Annotated in this window: 22 protein-coding genes and 1 pseudogene; 15 read left to right on the plus strand and 8 right to left on the minus strand. The window is 70.2% G+C overall.

Annotated elements, in window-relative coordinates; translation table 11 throughout:
- Window positions 1-54: 54 nt before the first annotated feature.
- Window positions 55-615: a hypothetical protein gene (locus MJQ72_RS25215; protein ID WP_240593486.1), complete on the plus strand. Its 561-nt coding sequence runs from the start codon at window positions 55-57 to the stop codon at window positions 613-615.
- Here the strand turns inward: MJQ72_RS25215 and MJQ72_RS25220 are convergent.
- Window positions 561-1,025 (minus strand): cupin domain-containing protein, encoded by a 465-nt coding sequence (locus MJQ72_RS25220; RefSeq protein WP_240593487.1) that lies wholly within the window; start codon window positions 1,023-1,025, stop codon window positions 561-563. The two genes, MJQ72_RS25215 and MJQ72_RS25220, sit on opposite strands and share 55 nt — an antisense overlap.
- A 79-nt stretch (window positions 1,026-1,104) precedes the next feature.
- Between MJQ72_RS25220 and MJQ72_RS25225 the strand changes: the two genes are divergently transcribed.
- Both MJQ72_RS25225 and MJQ72_RS25230 read left to right on the plus strand, forming a co-directional pair.
- Window positions 1,105-1,554 carry a MarR family winged helix-turn-helix transcriptional regulator gene (locus MJQ72_RS25225; protein ID WP_240593488.1) on the plus strand — a complete coding sequence of 150 codons (450 nt, stop codon included), beginning with the start codon at window positions 1,105-1,107 and terminating at the stop codon, window positions 1,552-1,554.
- 51 nt (window positions 1,555-1,605) lie between these two features.
- Window positions 1,606-2,232 (plus strand): carbonic anhydrase, encoded by a 627-nt coding sequence (locus MJQ72_RS25230; RefSeq protein ID WP_240593489.1) that lies wholly within the window; start codon window positions 1,606-1,608, stop codon window positions 2,230-2,232.
- Between the two features lie 3 nt (window positions 2,233-2,235).
- On the opposite strand, the gene chrA is transcribed toward MJQ72_RS25230, so the two are convergent.
- From chrA to MJQ72_RS25245, 3 genes are read right to left on the minus strand one after another with little or no spacing between them, the layout of a single operon-like run.
- Window positions 2,236-3,420 (minus strand): chromate efflux transporter, encoded by a 1,185-nt coding sequence (chrA, locus tag MJQ72_RS25235; protein WP_240593490.1) that lies wholly within the window; start codon window positions 3,418-3,420, stop codon window positions 2,236-2,238.
- Between the two features lie 26 nt (window positions 3,421-3,446).
- Entirely contained in the window at window positions 3,447-3,830 is a 384-nt protein-coding gene (locus tag MJQ72_RS25240; RefSeq protein WP_240593491.1) for a VOC family protein, read from the minus strand.
- 7 nt (window positions 3,831-3,837) lie between these two features.
- Window positions 3,838-4,578 carry an ArsR family transcriptional regulator gene (locus tag MJQ72_RS25245; RefSeq protein ID WP_240593492.1) on the minus strand — a complete coding sequence of 247 codons (741 nt, stop codon included), beginning with the start codon at window positions 4,576-4,578 and terminating at the stop codon, window positions 3,838-3,840.
- Between the two features lie 100 nt (window positions 4,579-4,678).
- Between MJQ72_RS25245 and MJQ72_RS25250 the strand changes: the two genes are divergently transcribed.
- On the plus strand, window positions 4,679-4,900 hold the full coding sequence (locus MJQ72_RS25250; RefSeq protein ID WP_240593493.1) for a three-helix bundle dimerization domain-containing protein: 222 nt from the start codon (window positions 4,679-4,681) through the stop codon (window positions 4,898-4,900).
- Here the strand turns inward: MJQ72_RS25250 and MJQ72_RS25255 are convergent.
- Complete coding sequence (locus MJQ72_RS25255) at window positions 4,885-5,214, minus strand: DUF6223 family protein (RefSeq protein ID WP_240593494.1); 330 nt, start codon at window positions 5,212-5,214, stop codon at window positions 4,885-4,887. The two genes, MJQ72_RS25250 and MJQ72_RS25255, sit on opposite strands and share 16 nt — an antisense overlap.
- A gap of 193 nt (window positions 5,215-5,407) precedes the next feature.
- Between MJQ72_RS25255 and MJQ72_RS25260 the strand changes: the two genes are divergently transcribed.
- Window positions 5,408-6,511 (plus strand): sensor histidine kinase, encoded by a 1,104-nt coding sequence (locus MJQ72_RS25260; RefSeq protein WP_240593495.1) that lies wholly within the window; start codon window positions 5,408-5,410, stop codon window positions 6,509-6,511.
- A 34-nt stretch (window positions 6,512-6,545) separates the two neighbouring features.
- Window positions 6,546-7,223 (plus strand): response regulator transcription factor, encoded by a 678-nt coding sequence (locus MJQ72_RS25265; protein ID WP_240593496.1) that lies wholly within the window; start codon window positions 6,546-6,548, stop codon window positions 7,221-7,223.
- Here MJQ72_RS25265 and MJQ72_RS25270 read toward each other — a convergent pair.
- Together MJQ72_RS25270 and MJQ72_RS25275 are read right to left on the minus strand one after the other, a co-directional pair.
- Window positions 7,206-7,568, minus strand: a complete 363-nt coding sequence (locus MJQ72_RS25270) for a DUF5313 family protein (RefSeq protein ID WP_240593497.1) — start codon at window positions 7,566-7,568, stop codon at window positions 7,206-7,208. The two genes, MJQ72_RS25265 and MJQ72_RS25270, sit on opposite strands and share 18 nt — an antisense overlap.
- Before the next feature lie 109 nt (window positions 7,569-7,677).
- Window positions 7,678-8,343, minus strand: a complete 666-nt coding sequence (locus MJQ72_RS25275) for a helix-turn-helix domain-containing protein (RefSeq protein WP_240593498.1) — start codon at window positions 8,341-8,343, stop codon at window positions 7,678-7,680.
- 349 nt (window positions 8,344-8,692) lie between these two features.
- Between MJQ72_RS25275 and MJQ72_RS25280 the strand changes: the two genes are divergently transcribed.
- From MJQ72_RS25280 to MJQ72_RS25320, 9 genes and pseudogenes are all read left to right on the plus strand, one after another.
- The gene (locus MJQ72_RS25280; RefSeq protein WP_240593499.1) at window positions 8,693-8,962 is read left to right on the plus strand and encodes a hypothetical protein; all 270 of its coding nucleotides are present in this window, start codon (window positions 8,693-8,695) and stop codon (window positions 8,960-8,962) included.
- A 33-nt stretch (window positions 8,963-8,995) separates the two neighbouring features.
- Window positions 8,996-9,529: a hypothetical protein gene (locus tag MJQ72_RS25285; protein ID WP_240593500.1), complete on the plus strand. Its 534-nt coding sequence runs from the start codon at window positions 8,996-8,998 to the stop codon at window positions 9,527-9,529.
- A 20-nt stretch (window positions 9,530-9,549) separates the two neighbouring features.
- The gene (locus MJQ72_RS25290) at window positions 9,550-9,882 is read left to right on the plus strand and encodes a hypothetical protein (protein ID WP_240593501.1); all 333 of its coding nucleotides are present in this window, start codon (window positions 9,550-9,552) and stop codon (window positions 9,880-9,882) included.
- A 30-nt stretch (window positions 9,883-9,912) separates the two neighbouring features.
- Window positions 9,913-11,409 (plus strand): pyridoxal-dependent decarboxylase, encoded by a 1,497-nt coding sequence (locus MJQ72_RS25295; protein ID WP_240593502.1) that lies wholly within the window; start codon window positions 9,913-9,915, stop codon window positions 11,407-11,409.
- The gene (locus MJQ72_RS25300; protein WP_240593503.1) at window positions 11,406-12,497 is read left to right on the plus strand and encodes a cupin domain-containing protein; all 1,092 of its coding nucleotides are present in this window, start codon (window positions 11,406-11,408) and stop codon (window positions 12,495-12,497) included. The genes MJQ72_RS25295 and MJQ72_RS25300 overlap by 4 nt, the downstream gene beginning before the upstream one ends.
- Window positions 12,494-13,171 carry a type 1 glutamine amidotransferase domain-containing protein gene (locus MJQ72_RS25305; RefSeq protein WP_240593504.1) on the plus strand — a complete coding sequence of 226 codons (678 nt, stop codon included), beginning with the start codon at window positions 12,494-12,496 and terminating at the stop codon, window positions 13,169-13,171. Before MJQ72_RS25300 ends, MJQ72_RS25305 begins: the two co-directional genes overlap by 4 nt.
- A 19-nt stretch (window positions 13,172-13,190) precedes the next feature.
- Window positions 13,191-14,017: pseudogene (locus MJQ72_RS25310) on the plus strand (alpha/beta fold hydrolase).
- Complete coding sequence (locus MJQ72_RS25315; RefSeq protein WP_240593505.1) at window positions 14,014-15,768, plus strand: non-ribosomal peptide synthetase; 1,755 nt, start codon at window positions 14,014-14,016, stop codon at window positions 15,766-15,768. The pseudogene MJQ72_RS25310 and the gene MJQ72_RS25315 overlap by 4 nt, the downstream one beginning before the upstream one ends.
- A 10-nt stretch (window positions 15,769-15,778) precedes the next feature.
- Entirely contained in the window at window positions 15,779-16,966 is a 1,188-nt protein-coding gene (locus tag MJQ72_RS25320) for a cytochrome P450 (RefSeq protein ID WP_240593506.1), read from the plus strand.
- Here the strand turns inward: MJQ72_RS25320 and MJQ72_RS25325 are convergent.
- The gene (locus MJQ72_RS25325; RefSeq protein WP_240593507.1) at window positions 16,930-17,844 is read right to left on the minus strand and encodes a LysR family transcriptional regulator; all 915 of its coding nucleotides are present in this window, start codon (window positions 17,842-17,844) and stop codon (window positions 16,930-16,932) included. The two genes, MJQ72_RS25320 and MJQ72_RS25325, sit on opposite strands and share 37 nt — an antisense overlap.
- Window positions 17,845-17,869 lie beyond the last annotated feature (25 nt).

Consider the following 17,869-nt stretch of genomic DNA (forward strand, 5'->3'; position numbering starts at 1 on the left):
CCGGACGGAGTGGGCTGTTCGGACCACAGCCCGGGGTTTCGCGCATAATGCCCCATGACCGGCAGGCTGGACATCGCCAAGGAACAAGTCGAACGGGCCTTCGGGCCCAAGGTCGCGAAACGGCTCGGCGCGTTCGACGACGGGACGCTGTACGTCTCGGCAAGCGGGTGGGCGGAGTTCGCGGCGTGGATCGTGGACTTCGCCGTCTACCTGCTGTGCGCGGGGATCGGTTTCGTCGTGTTCGCGGTCGCCACCCGCGACAGCGCCGTCTCGGGCAACGCGTCCTTGCTGACCCTGCTCGGCCTGCTGATCGGCGTCCCGGTGCTCTACGGCCTGTTCTTCGGCGACGGCCGGGTTCTCGGCGCCGCGCTCACCGGGACCCGGCTCGTGCGGATCCGGGACGGCGGGCGGATCGGCGCGGCGGCCTGCTGGGCCATGTTCGTGCGGACGGTGCTGTTCCCTCTCCTGCTCGTCGCGATGGTGCTGGCCGGATCGGGCGGCGTCGGTTCGGTCCGGAGGGTCAGCATCGACGACGAGGCCACCCGGCGGGTGCGCGAGCGCTACGGCGTGTCCCATTCCGGCGCGTCGACGAAATGCACGTCGTACCGCTCGTGAAGGCGCTCGACCTCTTCCGGTGCGACGTTTCCGCGCAGGATCTCGGGCAGCGCCCGGAAATAGCCGAACCGGTCGACGCCGGGCGCCAGCGTGATGAGCACGTCCGCGGCGCTCTCCGGCGGCGCGGCGAACGCGTGCCGGACGCCCGGCGGGACCACCACGTAGCCCCCGCGCTCGACCGTGACCGTTTCGGCGCCCACCAGCATCCGCAGCGCCCCGTCGAGCACGTAGAAAGCTTCCGCGGATTTCTCGTGGTAGTGCGGTTTCGTACCGGGTTCCCCGGGGCGTAGCGACAACCGGTTCGCGCCGAGAAGACCGCCCGTGTGCTCTCCGTCGGCCAGCAGCCGCAACGCGGGCCGCTCGACGATCTCCGCGTCCTGCTCCTGGATCACCCAGGCTTCGTTCGTCATCACGTTCCCCATCTAGTTGAAGGCTTCAACCAAAACTAGCCCGAAGTGGTTGAAGGCGTCAACTGTTACTGTGTGCGCCGTGACCGACTGGCTCGACCCGGAACAGCAGCGCGACTGGCGGGCGTTCATCGAAGGATCCGTGCGGTTCGTGGACCTGCTCGACCGGCGATTGCGCGACGAACACGGGCTTTCCCTGGCGGAGTTCGAACTCCTGGTCCGGCTTTCCGAAGCCCCCGGCCGGTCGATGCGCATGGCGGACCTCGCCGAATCCGCGTACTACTCGCGCAGCCGCCTTTCGCACCGCGTCAACGGGCTGGAGACGCGTGGCCTGGTCCAGCGGGAATCCACCGCGGACGACGGCCGCGGCGTGCGGGCCCGGCTCACCGACCAGGGTCACGAGACCTTGCGCCGAGCGGCGCCGGACAATCTCCGCACCGTCCGCGAGCACTTCGTGGACGTGATCGCGCCGGAAGACCTCCGGGCCGTCGGCCGCGCCATGCGCGCCGTCGCCGGACGACTCGACATGTGACGAAATCGATCAGCCCTGCCGCTCGGGGCGGCGACCGGTAATCTCCGCGCCATGAGCGACGCGCCGACCCCTTCCGAGGCCTTCGACCTTCTGCTCGCCGGCAACCGGCGCTTCGTCGCCGGTACCCCGGAACACCCGAACCAGGACGCCGTCCGCCGCGCCGAGACCGCCCCCGAACAGAGCCCGTTCGCGGTCCTCTTCGGCTGCTCCGACTCACGGCTGGCCGCCGAGATCATCTTCGACCGCGGGCTCGGCGACCTGTTCGTCGTCCGCACCGCGGGCCACGTCGCCGGTTCGGAGGTGCTGGGCAGCATCGAGTACGCCGTCAGCATCCTCGACTGCCCGCTGGTGGTCGTCCTCGGCCACGACTCCTGCGGTGCCGTCGCCGCGACCCGCGAGGCGCTGACCGACGGGCTCGGCACCAACGGCTTCGTCCGCGACGTCATCGAACGGGTCACCCCCAGCGTCCTCGCCGCCCGCGCCGCCGGGCTCACCAGCAACGACGACATCATCGACGAGCACATCCGCCACACGGTCGACCTCCTGATCGACCGCTCGCGGCTGCTGTCGGAGAAGATCGACGCCGGGAAGACCGCCGTGGTCGGGCTGTCCTACCACCTTGCCGACGGCAACGCGCGCGTCGTCACCACCCGCGGCGTGGACGAGCCCCGGCACTGAGGCTCAGCTCGGCAGGAGCGCTCCGGCGAGCGCGAGCACCGTTCCGGCGCAGGCCGCGGCGAGGATCGTGGTCACCACTCCGCGCCGCAGCACGAACAGCAGGACCCCGGCACCGGCGAGCACGGCGTACTGCCATCCCTGGGTCAGGCTGAGCGCGAGCGGGATCGCCGAGCCGAGGATGGCGCCGACCGCCGCCGGACCTGCGCCGTCGAGGAACGCCCGCACGTTCGGATTGCCGCGCAACCGGTCGAAATGCTTGGCACCGAACAGGATGAACAGGAACGACGGCGCGAACGCGACCACCGAGGCCAGGATGCCTCCGGTGAGACCGGCCGCCGCGTAACCGACGACGGCGACGGTCTGCACCACCGGGCCGGGCGTGACCTGGCCGAGCGCGACCGCGTTGAGGAACTCCCCCGCGCTCATCCAGTGGTAGGTGTTCACCGCGTCGTCCTGCATGAGCGGGATGATCACGAAGCCACCGCCGTAGGACAGCATCCCGACCTTGAGCGCCACCCACGCGACCGACGCGAACACGCCGGCGCCCGCGACCGCGGCTGCCCAGGATTGGGCGGGCACGGCGAACAACGCGGCGCTGGACTCACCCCGGCGCGCGCGGTTCACGGTCAGTTCGACCACGCCGCAGCCCAGCAGGACCAGCACCAGCCACGGGCCGAGCACGGCGGCCGACACGACACCCGCCAGGACGTACAGGGCCCAGCGCACGCGGCCGGTGGTGGCCGCGCGCCGCCAGCCCGCCGGGATCAGGCCTGCCCCCGCGTGCACCGCGACGGCAGCGACCGCCGCACCCGCGCCCGCGCCGGCCCCACGCACCCAGGCGGGCGGGGATCCCGTGAGGAACAGCGCGGCCAGCGCCAGGATCACGACGAGGCCGGGCACGATGAACGCCGCGCCGCCGACCAGCGCCCCCGCGCGGCCGCGCACGCGCCACGCGGTGAAGATCGCGAGCTGCGTCGACGCCGGGCCGGGCAGCAGGTTGCAGGCGGCGATCGCGTCCTCGAATTCCTGATCCGACAGCCATTCCCGGCGCTGCACGCACAGCTTGCGGAGCAGGGCGATGTGGGTGGGCGGCCCGCCGAAGCCGATGCAGCCGATCCGGCCCCATTCCCGCAGGACGGTCCCCAGGCCCGGCGCGGCGACGGAGTCCTCTGTGGACTTTCCCGGCATCGAGGGCTCCGGCTCGTGGTGCGGGGTCAACGGGCCGCGGGCTGGAACAGTTCGACCGGATTGCCCGCCGGGTCGTCGAACACGATCTGACGGCCACCCGGCCCGGTCACGACGTCACTGCGGAACGGGACGCCGTCCGCGCGCAGCCTGGCGACTTCGGCGTCGATGTCGTCGACGACGAGATGGATGCGGTTCCAGCCGCCCGGGGCCGGTTTCGTGCCGTCCGGCATCGGACGGCCCGCCGAACTCGCCGGACCGCTGAGGAGCAGCCGGAGATTCCCGCGCACCACGTCGGCGAACGCGGGCAACACGCTCGAACGCACCGCGAAACCCAGGTGCCCGGTGTAGAACTCGACGGCGGCCTCGACGTCGTCGACCAGGTAACGCACACTCACCAAATCCGAAGTCATGTCCTGTTCACCTCATCATTGCTGTCAGGAACCCGATCCGGCGATCCAGTTCGGCGGCGAGACGGCGGAACGCCGGATAGGTCTCGCCGGCCTCGTCGGCTTCCTTGGCCGGGTCCGGCAGGCTCCAGTGGATGACGCGCGGATGCCCGGGGAACTCCGGGCAGACCTCGCGGACCCGGTCACAAAGGCTGATCACCCAATGGAATCGCCTGCGCCGAAGACCGTCCACATGGGAGGGTTCGTGGGTCAGGGCGATGCCTCGCTCGGCGAGCACGCGCACGGCGTCGGGATGCACCGGTTTCGGATGGCTGCCCGCGCTGGACACCTCGACCCGCGAACCGGCCCGGTGCCGCAGCAGCGCCTCGGCCATCGGAGAGCGCCCGCTGTTCCCGGTGCACACGAACAGCACCTTGAGCCGGGGTCCGGCCCTCTTCGGGCCGGACCCGATCGGCGCCAGGGCGGGATGCAGCGAACCTCCCGCCTCGGCGAGCGCGTCCGCGCACCGCTCCAGATCGAGGTGGTAGTAGGTGTCACGGCCGTCGAAGCTGCTTCTCCGCGCGGTGACCAGCTCCGCGGCCCGCAGCTTGCCCAGGTGATAGGACACCAGGTTCTGCGGCTGCCCGACCAGGTCGACCAGCTCCCGCACCCGGCGGTCGCCGTGCGACAGCTCGCGCAGCAGCCGCCAGCGCAGCGGATCGCTCGCCAGCCGTACGAACGGCGGCGGATCGGCCGTCTCGAAGGTCGCCACCGCCCGAAGATACATCAACGCAGGTTGATATATCTAGACCTCGACGCCCGGAGACCGTTATCGTCGTGGGGTGCCGTCTCCCCGAGAACGTGGAGTTGTGATGACCGCACAGCCGCCGCATCTGCCGCCCAGCGACGAAAACCTCGAGAAACTGGTCGATACGCTGACCGAGCGCTTCCCCGCCGGCCGCGAGGAGGTCGGGGCGATCGTCCACCGGAACTTCACCGAACTCAGCTCCCACGCCCCGGTGGACGTCTACCTGCTCCAGCTGACCGAAGGAAAGGCCGCGGACGAACTTCGCGCCCGCTACCCGGCGCGATAAGAACCGCGCCGGGACAGGGCCAGCCCGCCCAGTGCCGCGGCGATCAGCCCGATCACCAAGGCAACGAAGCCGCCGACGATCCCGTAGCCCGTGCCGGGGCCGCCCTTGGCCGCGACCACCACGAACGCGCCGCCCGCCATGGCGAGCAGCCCCGCCGTCAGTGCCACGACGGCTCCTCGCCGGGTGTCGCCGGAACGGCTCCGTGCGAGCGCCAGCCCTCCCACGACCACGCCGATCACCCCCGCCAGCGCGGCGATCAAGGACCAGAGGCGCCCTGGGGTCAGGTAGTCGGCGGACAGCAAGTGGACGGTCATGGGGTGCTCCTTCGCTCGATGGCTGATGTCCGCCGATGGTGTCCGGCGGACCCGCCCCGCGTCGTCCGGTGAACGCAGGCATTCCGGACTGCCGCCGAGGTCGTGGAAACCCCGGGACTACCGCGTTCGTGGTAGCCGGCGGATCGTTCGCGCGGAGGAGTCGCACGCGGGGACGGCTGGCTAGGGTGCGTACATGAACAGGGTCCGGGACTGGGCGATCGCCGTCGGGGTGACGGTGGTCCTGCTGGTCACGGCACTGTCCGATGAGGACACCACCACGAGTCTCGGCCCGCTGGGCCACGTGGCGCTGGTCGCCGGTGGCCTGGCGCTCGCCGCGCACCGCCGGGCGCCCCTCACCGTCCTGGCCGTGACCGCGGTATGCGCGCTGGGGTACCAGGCCGTGGGTTTCACCGTGCCCGCCGTCGCCTATCTGGTCGCGGTCTACGCCGCCGTCCGCGCCGGGCACCGGATCGCCGCCGTCGCGGGGTCGGTGCTCATGATCGTCGCGCTCCCGCTCGTGCTTCTGGCCTCCGCCAACGCCTCTTCCGTCGGCGAGGCACTCGCACAGAGCCGAGACGCTCTTCAGCTGGCCTGGCTGATCGCCGCCGGCGCGGCGGGTGAAGCGCTGCGACAGGCCGAACGGCGGGCCGACGAGGCCGAGCGCACCCGCGAGGAGACCGCGCGGCGCCGGGCCGACGAAGAGCGGCTGCACATCGCGCGGGAACTGCACGATTCGCTCACCCACCAGATCTCCGTCATCAAGGTGCAGGCCGAGGTCGCCGTCCACCTGGCCACCAAACGGGGCGAGGCGGTGCCGGAGTCGTTGCTCGCGATCCGCGAGGCCGGCCGTGAGGCGACCAGGGAGCTGCGAGCGACCCTGGAGGCACTGCGGGACGACGAGACCGATGCGCCGTACGGGCTCGACCGGATCGCCGACCTGGTCGAACGGGCGCAGGCGGCCGGTCTGGACGCGACGCTCACCGTCGAAGGGCGGCGGCGCGACCTGCCCGCGGCCGTGGACCGCGCCGCGTACCGGATCGTCCAGGAATCCTTGACCAACGTCGCCCGGCATGCCGCGGCGACGACCGCGTCGGTGCGGATCGATCACCGGCCAGGTGCCCTCGCGATCCAGATCGACGACGACGGCAAGGCCACCCCGGGCACCGCCCCGATCCCCGGTGTCGGGCTGCTGGGGATGCGTGAACGGGTCACCGCGCTCGGCGGCCGTCTCGACGCCGGGCCCCGAGACGCGGGCGGTTTCTCCATCCGGGCAGAACTTCCCTTGGAGGCGCCGTGATCCGCGCCGACGTACTCTTTCCCGCGGAGGCGCCATGATCACCGTCTTGTTGGTGGACGACCAGCCTCTCCTCCGCAGCGGGTTCCGCGCGCTCCTGGACGTCGAGGACGACATCGAGGTCGTGGCCGAAGCCGCCGACGGCGGCGAAGGCGTCGCGCTCGCCAGGAAGCATTTGCCCGATATCGCGCTCATCGACATCCAGATGCCCGGGGTCGACGGCATCGAGGCGACCAGGCGCATCACCGCCGACCCGGCGTTGTCCGGGGTGCACGTCGTGATCCTGACCAACTACGGCTTGGACGAGTACGTCTTCAACGCGCTGCGCGCGGGCGCGGCGGGATTCCTCGTCAAGGACATCGAGCCCGAAGACTTCCTGCACGCCGTTCGTGTCGCCGCGCGCGGCGACGCGCTGCTCGCGCCTTCGATCACCCGTAAGCTGATCGACCGGTACGTCACCGTCCCGCTCGGCGGCGGCAGCGGTACCGGGCTGAAGGAACTGACCAACCGTGAACGCGAAGCCGTGGTCCTGGTCGCGCGAGGCCTGTCCAACGACGAGATCGCCGGCCAGATGGTGATCAGCCCGTTGACCGCGAAGACCCACGTCAATCGCGCCATGACCAAACTCCACGCCCGCGACCGCGCGCAACTCGTGATCCTCGCCTACGAATCGGGCCTCGTCGCACCCGGCGAGCGGTCAGGGCCAGCTACCTGAACCTCCCCTGGCCGCCCTGGCCGCTTTTCCGGTGCCACGTGGGAAACCGTGTTTGCCGAGCCGGACCTCGGCCAGCTCGTCCGCGCTGGTCATCGTGAAGAACAGCCCCAGGAAGAGGCTCAGCATCAACGCGCCCAGCACCGCGGGCACGGGCAGCGGGGTGAGCGTCACCAGGAGCACGAACGCGATCGCGAGCCACGGCAACGCCTCGAAACAGATCCGGACGGCGAACCTCAGCAGCCACGTGCGCGAGGTCGCGTCGTACAGCACCCACTCCCGGTATCGCTCCGGCAGGCGTCGCCCGTAGACGTACTGCACCCACCGGATCGGCCCCGGCCTGTCCATCGCGAATCACCTCCCGTCCGGGAGAACGGGCCACTACCGGGAGGGGTACCCGCTTCGCGTCGATCCATGTACGCGAATTCCGCACACGGGATCATTCCCGCGAATCACTTCAGCGATCCCCGACCCACCGGTAGTGATGGCTCGGCCGCCCGATCCTTCCGTGGCGGACGGACATCGTCGCTTCTCCGTGATTGACCAGCTGGCGCAGATAGCGGCCCGCGGCGACCGTCGACAGGCCGCACCGTTCGGCGATATCGGGTACTGACATCGTGTGATCGTGCTGGCGGAGCACGGTCGACACCTGGTCACGAGTGCTGCCGGACGCCGGACGGCTCCGGGTGCGCCTCGCGTGGACCGCGGGCAGCAACTCGTTCACGACGCGCCGGCTGAGCACTGCGTCGGGCGGCAGGCCGGCCAGCTTGCGTCCACGGTCACGCCAGCCCACCGCACACTCACTGACCGAATCCGCGTCGAACGGCGGCACCAGACAGCCCAGGACGCCGAACCGCGCGGCGTTGCGCACCACGGACGCCTTCGGTCGTTCCGTGACGATGACGAGATCGCTGAAGTGGCGCCCGGGGTCGCGAAGCCGATGCAGAAGCGTCAAGCCGCCGTCGGGAATCCTGTCCAGGGACAGCACCGTCAGATCGGGCTGCAGATCTTCGAGGGCGCGCGGCAGGGCTTTCGCGGCGCGCGCCCCGGAGACGGACTCCAGGTCGGGAACCTTCCGCAGGCCCGCCAAGATCGTCGCCTGGTGCGGACCGCCGACGCTCACCAAGACCCGGTACGGAGTACACGAGTCGGTCACGTCGTCCGAACGGTCCCAGGGCCCTCGCTCATCATCCTGTCGATCAAGTACCCCCATGTAGGCTGTATACCAATTGCACCGACAGTTGGCAAGCAACTTTCGTTCAGTTCCGCAGGCCGCTGGTTTCTAAAGTTTCAAAACGCCGTCCAATGCTCCGATCAGGTCCACGAATTCCGATCCCTTGACGTTTTACGAATGCCTCGCGATGCTGGAGATCGCACCCCGACACAGACGTTGATTTCGATTTCGGGAAGGCGACGAGAGAATGTCAACGAATATCGGAGATGCTGCCGATTCACCCGATTTCGGATTGGTCATGCCGGTTTCCCTCCCCGCCGACGGCCGTGTTCCCGATTCGGTCACCGGAGCCGCCACGACCGCGGAATACGACGGTTACTTCCGCATCTCTCGCGAAGAGGGCGACCTGACCGGCTGGACCCGGAGCTGTCTCGGTGCCACGGGCAGGCTCATGGACGACCTGCCTTCCGGCGGACTGACGGACGCGGAGCGGGCCGACCTGATGTGCGGTCTCGTACTCGTCTTGCAGTCCACTTTGGAGCGATGGCTGGCCGTCGCGAGCCGCTGACCGCGGCCCGCCAGTACCCCAGGGAGTCCATCCATGCCCCGAGCTTCCACGCTTTTCCCTGGTCACGCCGATGCCATCCGCCGGTGGAAACTCGGCCACCAGGTGTTCCACCTCAAGCTGATCGTCATGAACAGCACACTCGTCGAGCTCCACGCGGCGTGCGGCTCGGCTCACTGGGAAGACGCGGAGCGTCTGCTGCACCGCCTCACCTGCCTCTACGACGCGGCCACGGCCAGCATGAAATACGCCGCGGACTTCCCGCCGCACGCCTACCGCGACCTGATCCGGCCGTCCATGGACGAACCGTTCCTGAGCCCCGGATTCTCCGGAACGCTCAACCACGATCACGGCCTGATGCTGGACCACCTGCGCGAATTGCGCACCCGGTTGCGGCAGCACCGCGACGCCGGAACCCTGCCGCGGTCCACGACGAGAGCGGCCAAGGCGTTGTGGTCCGCGCAGGCGCGTAACCGGCGCCATCACCTGCTCGTCTGCGAGCGGTTCGTCCCGGGTGGCGAATCACAGCTGCGGGAATTCCTCGGCAGGCAGGACACCGCCGATCACTGAATCGCGAGAAAGGAACACCCATGATCACCGTCAAGGAAACGTGGTACCTGCGCGAAGACATCGCCGACCGGGCGATGGAACTGATGCAGGAGATGGACGACCTCACCGGGCCCAACGCACACGACGATCCGGGATGGGCAGGCCACGCCAGGTTCTTCCGCCGCGAAACCGAACCCGGCCAAGTGATCATGATCTACCCCTGGCGCAGCCACGAGGACCATGCCCGGTTGCGCGCCGCCGAAAAGTCCCTTCTCGCCGAGTTCCACACGAAGTACTGCACGCGCGAGAGGGATATCGAGTACTTGGAGGAACTGCCGGTGGACGTCGACGGCGAGCACGGTCACGGCCACTGAGGCGCACCGATCCGACAGAGAGGACCCGCCTTGATCGGGACCGACGAACCGCCGGGTGACTGGACGCCGGAGGAGCTCGAGAAGAACGGGAACATCCTGCTCGCCCGGCTGCGGGAACATTTCGCCGCGATCCGGAACGTCCCGGTCACTTCGGACATCTCCGCCATCGAGCTGCAGCGGCGCATCGACGCGCCGCTGCCGGAGGCTCCGACGCCGTTCGAGCAGGTGCTCGACGAGACCTGGTCCGACGTGGTGCCGCATCTGGCGCTCTGGCACCACCCGAACTTCCATGCCTACTTCAGCAACAGTTCGAGCGGACCCGCCATCCTGGCCGAGACGCTGACCGCCGCGCTCAACGTCAATTGCCAGCAGTGGCGGACCGCGCCCGCGGCGTCGGCGGTCGAACGCCTGGTGTTGCGGTGGCTCGCCGAGCTGGCGGGCTACCCCGAAGACGCGGACGGCGTGCTGGTCAACGGCGCTTCACTGGCGACGGTGTACGCGCTGATCGCGGCCCGCGACGCGCATGGCGGACTGCGAGTGCGCGAACGCGGTCTCGCCGGGCGCGACTTGCCACGGATGCGGGTGTACACGTCGGATCAGGCGCACAGCTCGGTGGACAAGGCCGCGATCGCCCTTGGCATCGGCCTCGACAACGTGGTCCGGCTGCGGAGCGGTCCCGACCTGCGGCTCGACCCGGGGGAACTCGCGAAGACACTCGACCAGGACATCGCCGACGGGGTCCTGCCACTGGCGGTGTGCGCCACCGCCGGGACGACCTCGACCGGTGCCATCGACCCGGTGTCCGAGCTGGCGCGGGTCTGCGCCGAGCGGAACGTCTGGCTCCACGTGGACGCCGCCTACGGTGGGTTCTGGCGCTTGGTCGACCGGCTCGCGCCGGATCTGGCCGACCTCGCCGCGGCCGACTCGGTGGTGGTCAATCCGCACAAGGTGTTGTTCTGCCCCATGGAGGTCTCCGCGCTCTATTGCAAGCGCGGTGGCGCGTTGGCCAACGCGTTCAAACTCGTCCCGGAATACCTGCGGACCAGTCCCGACGAGGGTTCGGTGGACTACATGGACCACAGCCTGCAGCTGGGCAGGCAATTCCGGGCTTTGAAAGTGTGGTGGGTGCTCCGCTGTTTCGGCCGGGCCGGACTCTCCCGGCTGCTGACCGCCCGAGCCGGTTATGCCGATTGGTTACGCTCCGCGGCCCGCGCGAGTCCTGATTGGACGGTCCCCGCGGAGTCGGTGCTGCCGCTGGTGTGCCTGCGTTACGACCCCGGGACGGCACCGCCGCCCGGCGTCGATCGGCGCGAGTGGATCGACCGGCTCAACGAGAACATCTGCGCCGCGATACACCGGAGCGGCCGGTCGTTCGTCTCCCACACCCGGCTGGACACGGGCTACGTGATCCGGGTGTCGATCGGGAACATCCAGACGACCGGCGCGGACGTCCGCGCTTTGTGGGCCCTGCTCCAGGACACCGCCGCCGAATGCCATCCGCCCGGCGAACCGAGGAGAATCGTATGACCGGCACCGTTCCCGAGGCCGACGAGGAGTTCTACGCCCGGCTGGCCGAATTGAGCACCGAAGCGCGCTGGACGGTCGATCAAGGGGCGTGGTCGCCCCGGCCGGCGTCGGCCGCGATGCTGTGGCGCTACGCCGACCTGCGCCCACTCGCGTTGCTGTCCGCGCGGTTCGTCCGGTCGGACGCGGCCGCCCTGCGCGTGATGACCTTGAAGAATCCCGGTGGGGCGGAACAGATCGCCACGCCGCACGGCAGCGCGCCCGCGGTCGGTCACCTGTACACCGGCCTTCAGCTGCTCAACCCCGGCGAGTCCATGACCGCGCACAGGCACGCCGCGACGGCGCTGCGGTTCATCATCGAGGGCACCGGTGCGTGGACCGTCATCGGCGGCGACCGGATCGAGGCAGGCCCGGGGGATTTCATCGTCACGCCGAGCAGGTCCTGGCACGAGCACGGCACGGACTCGCACGACGAGCCGGTGATCTGGCAGGACTGCACGGACGACCCGCTGGTGAACACGCTGGACGCGAACTTCTACGAACTGCATCCCGATCTGCACCAGGTACACGGGAAACCGGTCGACGCCTCATTGCGCGCACACGGCAGCGCTCTGCTCCGCCCGGACCGGCGCGGGTCCGCGCCCGCCTCGCCACTGCTGCACTACCCGTGGGAAATGGCCTACAGCGCGCTGCGCGACTACGCGGAGGTCACGGACGGCTCGCCGTACGACGGGGTGCTGATGGAGTACCAGAACCCCACCACCGCCGGCCCGGTGACACCGACGCTCGGCGCGGCCTTGCAGTTGCTGCGCCCCGGTGAACGCACTCGGGCACACCGGCACACCGGCTCGGTGGTCTACCAAGTCGCCAAGGGCCGCGGGCATTCGGTGATCGCCGGTACCCGCTTCGACTGGGCACCGAACGACATCTTCTGTGTGCCGTCGTGGGCTTGGCACCAGCACGCCAACGACGACCCGGACGACGACGCCTGCCTGTTCTCCTTCACCGACCGCCCCGTTCTGGACGCACTCGGCCTCTACGTCGAGGAAACGCCGGACGGGGACACCGATTCCCCGGGGGTTTCGACGTGACCACAGCCCTGTTCGCCGTCACCGCCGCCGACCGGCTCCGGCTGGCGGACGGTTCCGATCATCCGTGCGGCTTCTGGCCCGAAGAGCTCGGCACCCCGCACAAAGTGCTGCGAGACGCGGGGATCGACGTGGTGGTGGCCACTCCCGGCGCCGCCGTCCCGACCCCGGATCCGGCGGGGATGAATCCCGCCTGGAAGTCCTATTTGGACACCATCGACGAGCTGGCGAAACCGCTGTCACTGGAGGAGATCGAGCCGGGCGACATCGACCTGTTGTTCGTCCCCGGCGGGCACGCGCCGATGGCGGATCTGGCCGAGTCGGCGGAGTTCGGCGCCCTGGTCTCCGCGCTGGTGGAGAGGGGGACCCCGGTGGCGGCCGTCTGCCATGGGCCCGCCGCGTTCCTGTCCGCACGGGCCGGGGACGGCGGCTGGCTCTTCGACGGGTACCGGATGACCGTGTTCACCAACACCGAAGAGCGGGACACCGGACTTCACGACCGGATGGCCTGGCTGGCCGAAGACCGGCTTCGCGCCGAAGGCGGCGTGATCTCCGCCGCCGATGAACCGTGGGCCGAGCACGTCGTGGTCGACCGGGCCCTGCACACCGGTCAGAACCCGGCGTCCGCGGGGCCGCTGGCGAAGGTTCTGGTCCATACCAGCGGTGCCGTCCGGTGATGACCGAAGGGAAACGGCAGTGCCCTTGACGACCATCAACGGGATCCGCCTGTCCTACGCCGATCACGGCGCGGGAACGCCCGTCGTGCTGCTGACGGGGACCGCGGCGGCGGGCTCGGTCTGGGAGCTGTACCAGGTGCCGGCGCTCGTGGCCGCCGGGATGCGCGTGATCACCGTGGACAACCGCGGCATCCCCCGAGCGACCCTGGCGAGGTCGAGTTCACGATCGACGATCTCGTCGCCGACGTCGCCGGGCTGATCGAATCGCTGGGGATCGTTCCCTGCCGTGTGGTCGGAACGTCGATGGGCGCCTACATCGCGCAGGAACTCGCACTGGCTCGCCCGGATCTTCTGGACAGGGTGGTGCTGCTGGCCGCGTGCGGCCGCAGCAGCCTCGTCCAACGAGCACTGGCCTCGGCGGAGGCCGAGCTGATCGCCACGGGAATCGAACTGCCCACGGGATACCGCGCGGCCGTGCGGGCTCTGCATCACCTGGGGCCCGTGACCTTGGCCGACGACGAGCTGACCGCGGACTGGCTCGACGTCCTCGCGAAGGCCGGGCCGGCCGGCGAGGGAATACGCAATCAGCTGGCGGTGAGCGCGCTACCGGACCGTCTCGCCGCCTACCGGGCGATCTCGGTGCCTTGTCATGTGCTGTCGTTCGGGAACGACATCGTCACACCGCCGGGCGCGGGCCGTGAGCTCGCGGCGGCCATCCCCGGGGCCACCCATGCGGTGATCGACGGCTGCGGCCACTACGGGTACCTGGAGGATCCGGACTCGGTGAACCGGTACCTCGTCGAGGTACTGCGCGGCGCGCCCCCGGCCACGAGGAGGAGCGCATGACCTTCTCCCCCGCCGAATCCCGGCCGACAGACATCGGGGCGCCGACCACCGCCGCGCTGTTCGAGTCGACGGCGGCCGCCGTGCCCGAGCTGCCCGCCGTGCGCCACGGCCGCGACGAGTACAGCTACCGCGAACTCAACGCGCTGGCCAACCGGTTGGCCCGTCGGCTGGTCCGGCACGGTGTCGGACCGGAACGGCTGGTCGCGCTGATGATGCCGCGAACGGTCGAATTCGTCGTCGCGATGCTCGCCGTGCACAAGGCCGGCGGAGCCTACGTACCGATCGATCCTGGCTACCCCGTACGGCGCCGGTCGTTCATGGTGGCGGACGCGGCACCGCGGTGCCTGCTCCGGCTGCCCGGCCAGGACGTGGCCGGGGCAGGCGAGATGCTGGACGTCGACCTTCGAGAGCTGCGGGAGGGCACTGGGCACGACGCGGACGACCTGTACGACACGGAACGGTTGGAGCCGCTGCGCTCCGATCAAGCCGCGTACGTGATCTACACGTCCGGCTCGACCGGGCGCCCCAAAGGCGTCGTGGTGGCGCACCACGGGATCCTCAACCTGGTCACCGACTACGTGCCGCGTCAGCGGCTGGGCAGGGACAGCAGGCTGCTGGCGTTCGCGTCACCGAGCTTCGACGCCTCGGTCGCCGAGTTCTGGCCGGCTTGGGCGGCCGGAGCCTGTCTGGTGCTGGCACCGCAGGCTCGGCTGATCCCCGGCGCTCCGCTCGCCGAACTGCTCCGGGAGCAGGGCGTCACCCACCTGACCCTCCCGCCGTCGGCCCTGGCGCCGCTGGCGGAAGAAGGCGGCCTTCCCGCCGGTCTGACGTTGCTGGTAGCGGGCGAGGCGTGTCCGGAGCCGGCCGCTCGCCGCTGGGCACCGGGCCGCTTGATGATCAACGCGTACGGCCCGACCGAGACCACGGTCGCGGCGACCGCGAGCGATCCGCTGGACGGCGAGGGGATCCCGCCGATCGGCAGGCCGATCGCCAACACCCGGGTGTACGTGCTCGACGAGCGGATGTGCCCGGTTCCCGAGGGCGCGACCGGCGAGATGTACGTCGCGGGCCCCGGCGTCGCACGCGGATATCTCCGGCGGCCCGAACTGACCGCGCGCCGATTCATCCGCGACCCGTTCGGTCCGCCGGGCAGCCGGATGTACCGCACGGGTGACCGCGCGAGAAGACGGCCCGACGGCCAGCTGGAGTTCGCGGGCAGAGTGGACGACCAGGTGAAGGTGCGCGGTTTCCGGATCGAGCCCGGCGAAGTGGAATCGGCACTGCTCGAATCGGCGGGCCTGGCACAAGCGGCGGTGGGCGCGCACGAGGACCGGCTGGTCGCTTACGTGGTGACGACGTCCGGAGGGACCGAGGGCGTCCGCGACCGGCTACGCGACCGGTTACCGGAGCATATGGTCCCGGACGTGGTGGTCGAACTGCCGCGGTTGCCGACCACGCCGAACGGCAAGATCGACCGGGCCGCCTTGCCCGTCCCCGGGTCGATCGGGACGGGCAGGCCCCCGGCCACACCCACGGAGATCGCGCTGGCCGGAGTGTTCGCCGAGGTACTCGGCACCCCGGAGATCGGGGCGGACGTGAGCTTCTTCGACATCGGCGGGCATTCTCTGCTCGCCACGCGCGCGGTGGGCCGGATCCGCTCGACGCTGGGTGTGCGGCTGAGCGTTCAGGCGTTCTTCGACGCGCCGAGTGTCAGCGGGCTGGCGCGGGTGCTCGACGAGCGGAACGGGTAGCGGGCCGGCGATGGAGACGGGAACAACGGACTTCGGCGACCCTGACCTCTACACCTCGACGGAGCGGTACGCGCGCTGGCTGGCCTTGGCCGGCGACGACCGGATGGAATGGAGCGGGCCCGGCAGTTCACCGGCCGGATTCTGGTCGGTTTTCTCCCACCGCGCCTGCGCGGAGGTCCTGGCCCCGTCGGCGCCGTTCACCTCCGAATACGGGATGATGATCGGCTTCGACAAGGACCACCGCGACCGGTCCGGCGGCCGGATGACCGTGGTCACCGATCACGCGCCGCACCGCCGGCTGCGCAGGCTGATCGGGCCGCTGATGTCGAGGGCCTCCGCGCGGTCCGTCGCGGACCGGGTGGCGAAGGAGGCGGACGACCTGCTGGATCGCGTGCTGGACGCGCCGTCGTGCGACGTCGCCGCGGAATTCGGTCCGCGGATTCCCGCGGCGGTGGTATGCGACCTGCTCGGCATCCCGCCGGACGACCAGGAAATGCTGATCGGGCTGACGAATCACGCCTTCGGCGGCGAAGACGCCCTCTTCGACGGGATGACTCCACGCCAGGCGCACACCGAGATACTGGTGTACTTCGACGAACTGATCGCGGCCCGGCGGCGCCGGCCGGGTGACGACCTGATCAGCGTGTTGCTCGGCGACGACGGCCTCGACCCCGACGACGTCCTGCTCAACTGCGACAACGTGCTGATCGGCGGCAACGAGACCACCCGGCACGCGATCACCGGGGCGGTACACGCCTTGGCGACCACACCCGGCCTGCTGGGAACGGTGCGCGCCCGCGGCGGCGACCTCGATCCGGTGGTCGAGGAGGTGCTGCGCTGGACCTCGCCGGCGATGCACGTCCTCCGGGTGACCACCGCCCGATTCGTCCTCAATGGACACGAGCTCGGACCGGGTGTTCCCGTGGTGGCCTGGCTGCCCGCCGCCAACCGGGATCCGGCCGTGTTCACCGAACCGGACCTCTTCCGCGCCGATCGCCGGCCCAACCGCCACATCGCCTTCGGGCACGGCACGCACCACTGCCTCGGTGCCGCGCTGGCCAGGGCCGAGCTGGCCGTGGTCCTGCGCGCGCTCGCCCGGCGGCTGGCTCGTCTGGAGCTCGACGGCGACGTGGAATGGTTGCGAGCGATCACCGTTCAGGGCTACCGGGCACTCCCTGTCCGGTTCACCGCTTCCTGACGTGAGATCAGCGCGTCGAGCAGGGCACGTATCGGCGGGCTCTGATCGTCGGTACGCCAGGCGACGCGGATCTCCCGGTGCAGCACCGGGCGGGTGCGGAGGAACCGGACGCCGTCCGGGGTCGGCCGCTGGGCCATCCTGGGGACGAGCGCGACGGTGAGCCCCGCGGCGACCAGCGCGAGCTGGGTGGGGTACTCGGCGACGGCGAACCGGATGTCCGGCTCGGCTCCGAGCCCGCGCATGGTCTGTGTGAGCGCCACGTGGGCCTCAGTGCCTGCCGGGCAGCAGGTCCAGGTCTGGCCCGCGAGGTCGGCGAGGTCGACGAAGGACCGGCCGGCGAGCGGATGATCCGCGGCGAGAGCGACCTCCGCCGGTTCCCGGACGAGCGTGCGCACGGCGACCCCCGCGGGCAGAAGCGGCGGCCGCGCCTCCCAGCTCTCCATCAGCAGCACGGTGAGCTCGTCGGTGAGCAGCCGGGGAAGCAGGTCCACCACTTCGCCGTCGCGCAGGGTCACTTTGAGCCGTGGCCGGTCGGCGACCAGTTCGGCCAGCAGGTCCGGCAAGAGCTCCCGGATCGCGCTGCCGACGGCCCCGATCCGCAAGGGGCCCGCCACCTCCTGATCCAGTGCGGCGAGATCGGCCTCGGCCGCGGCGACCTGGGCGAGCACTCGCGCCGCGTGCTCGGCGAGCACCTGGCCCGCCCGGGTGAGCCGGATGCCGCGGCCGGCGGGCTCGAGCAGCGGGTGCCCGGTCTCCTTCTCCAGCTTGTTCAGCTGCTGTGACACCCCGGACGGCGTGACGTGCAGGATTTCCGCGGCGCGGGCGACGGATCCGTACTTCGCGACCGACGCGAGCGCTTGAAGCCGACCCAGGTTCATGAAGCAATGCTACCGATTTCACCGT

Source organism: Amycolatopsis sp. EV170708-02-1 (genome assembly GCF_022479115.1).
GTDB lineage: Bacteria > Actinomycetota > Actinomycetes > Mycobacteriales > Pseudonocardiaceae > Amycolatopsis.

Coding starts and splice junctions, on each gene's coding strand:
- chrA (WP_240593490.1), bottom strand. CDS start 3,420: ATGCCGGGAAAGTCCACAGAGGACTCCGTCGCCGCGCCGGGCCTGGGG.
- MJQ72_RS25260 (WP_240593495.1), top strand. CDS start 5,408: ATGAACAGGGTCCGGGACTGGGCGATCGCCGTCGGGGTGACGGTGGTC.
- MJQ72_RS25255 (WP_240593494.1), bottom strand. CDS start 5,214: ATGACCGTCCACTTGCTGTCCGCCGACTACCTGACCCCAGGGCGCCTC.
- MJQ72_RS25285 (WP_240593500.1), top strand. CDS start 8,996: ATGCCCCGAGCTTCCACGCTTTTCCCTGGTCACGCCGATGCCATCCGC.
- MJQ72_RS25315 (WP_240593505.1), top strand. CDS start 14,014: ATGACCTTCTCCCCCGCCGAATCCCGGCCGACAGACATCGGGGCGCCG.
- MJQ72_RS25240 (WP_240593491.1), bottom strand. CDS start 3,830: ATGACTTCGGATTTGGTGAGTGTGCGTTACCTGGTCGACGACGTCGAG.
- MJQ72_RS25270 (WP_240593497.1), bottom strand. CDS start 7,568: ATGGACAGGCCGGGGCCGATCCGGTGGGTGCAGTACGTCTACGGGCGA.
- MJQ72_RS25230 (WP_240593489.1), top strand. CDS start 1,606: ATGAGCGACGCGCCGACCCCTTCCGAGGCCTTCGACCTTCTGCTCGCC.
- MJQ72_RS25325 (WP_240593507.1), bottom strand. CDS start 17,844: ATGAACCTGGGTCGGCTTCAAGCGCTCGCGTCGGTCGCGAAGTACGGA.
- MJQ72_RS25220 (WP_240593487.1), bottom strand. CDS start 1,025: ATGACGAACGAAGCCTGGGTGATCCAGGAGCAGGACGCGGAGATCGTC.
- MJQ72_RS25290 (WP_240593501.1), top strand. CDS start 9,550: ATGATCACCGTCAAGGAAACGTGGTACCTGCGCGAAGACATCGCCGAC.
- MJQ72_RS25250 (WP_240593493.1), top strand. CDS start 4,679: ATGACCGCACAGCCGCCGCATCTGCCGCCCAGCGACGAAAACCTCGAG.
- MJQ72_RS25215 (WP_240593486.1), top strand. CDS start 55: ATGACCGGCAGGCTGGACATCGCCAAGGAACAAGTCGAACGGGCCTTC.
- MJQ72_RS25300 (WP_240593503.1), top strand. CDS start 11,406: ATGACCGGCACCGTTCCCGAGGCCGACGAGGAGTTCTACGCCCGGCTG.
- MJQ72_RS25280 (WP_240593499.1), top strand. CDS start 8,693: ATGCCGGTTTCCCTCCCCGCCGACGGCCGTGTTCCCGATTCGGTCACC.
- MJQ72_RS25320 (WP_240593506.1), top strand. CDS start 15,779: ATGGAGACGGGAACAACGGACTTCGGCGACCCTGACCTCTACACCTCG.
- MJQ72_RS25265 (WP_240593496.1), top strand. CDS start 6,546: ATGATCACCGTCTTGTTGGTGGACGACCAGCCTCTCCTCCGCAGCGGG.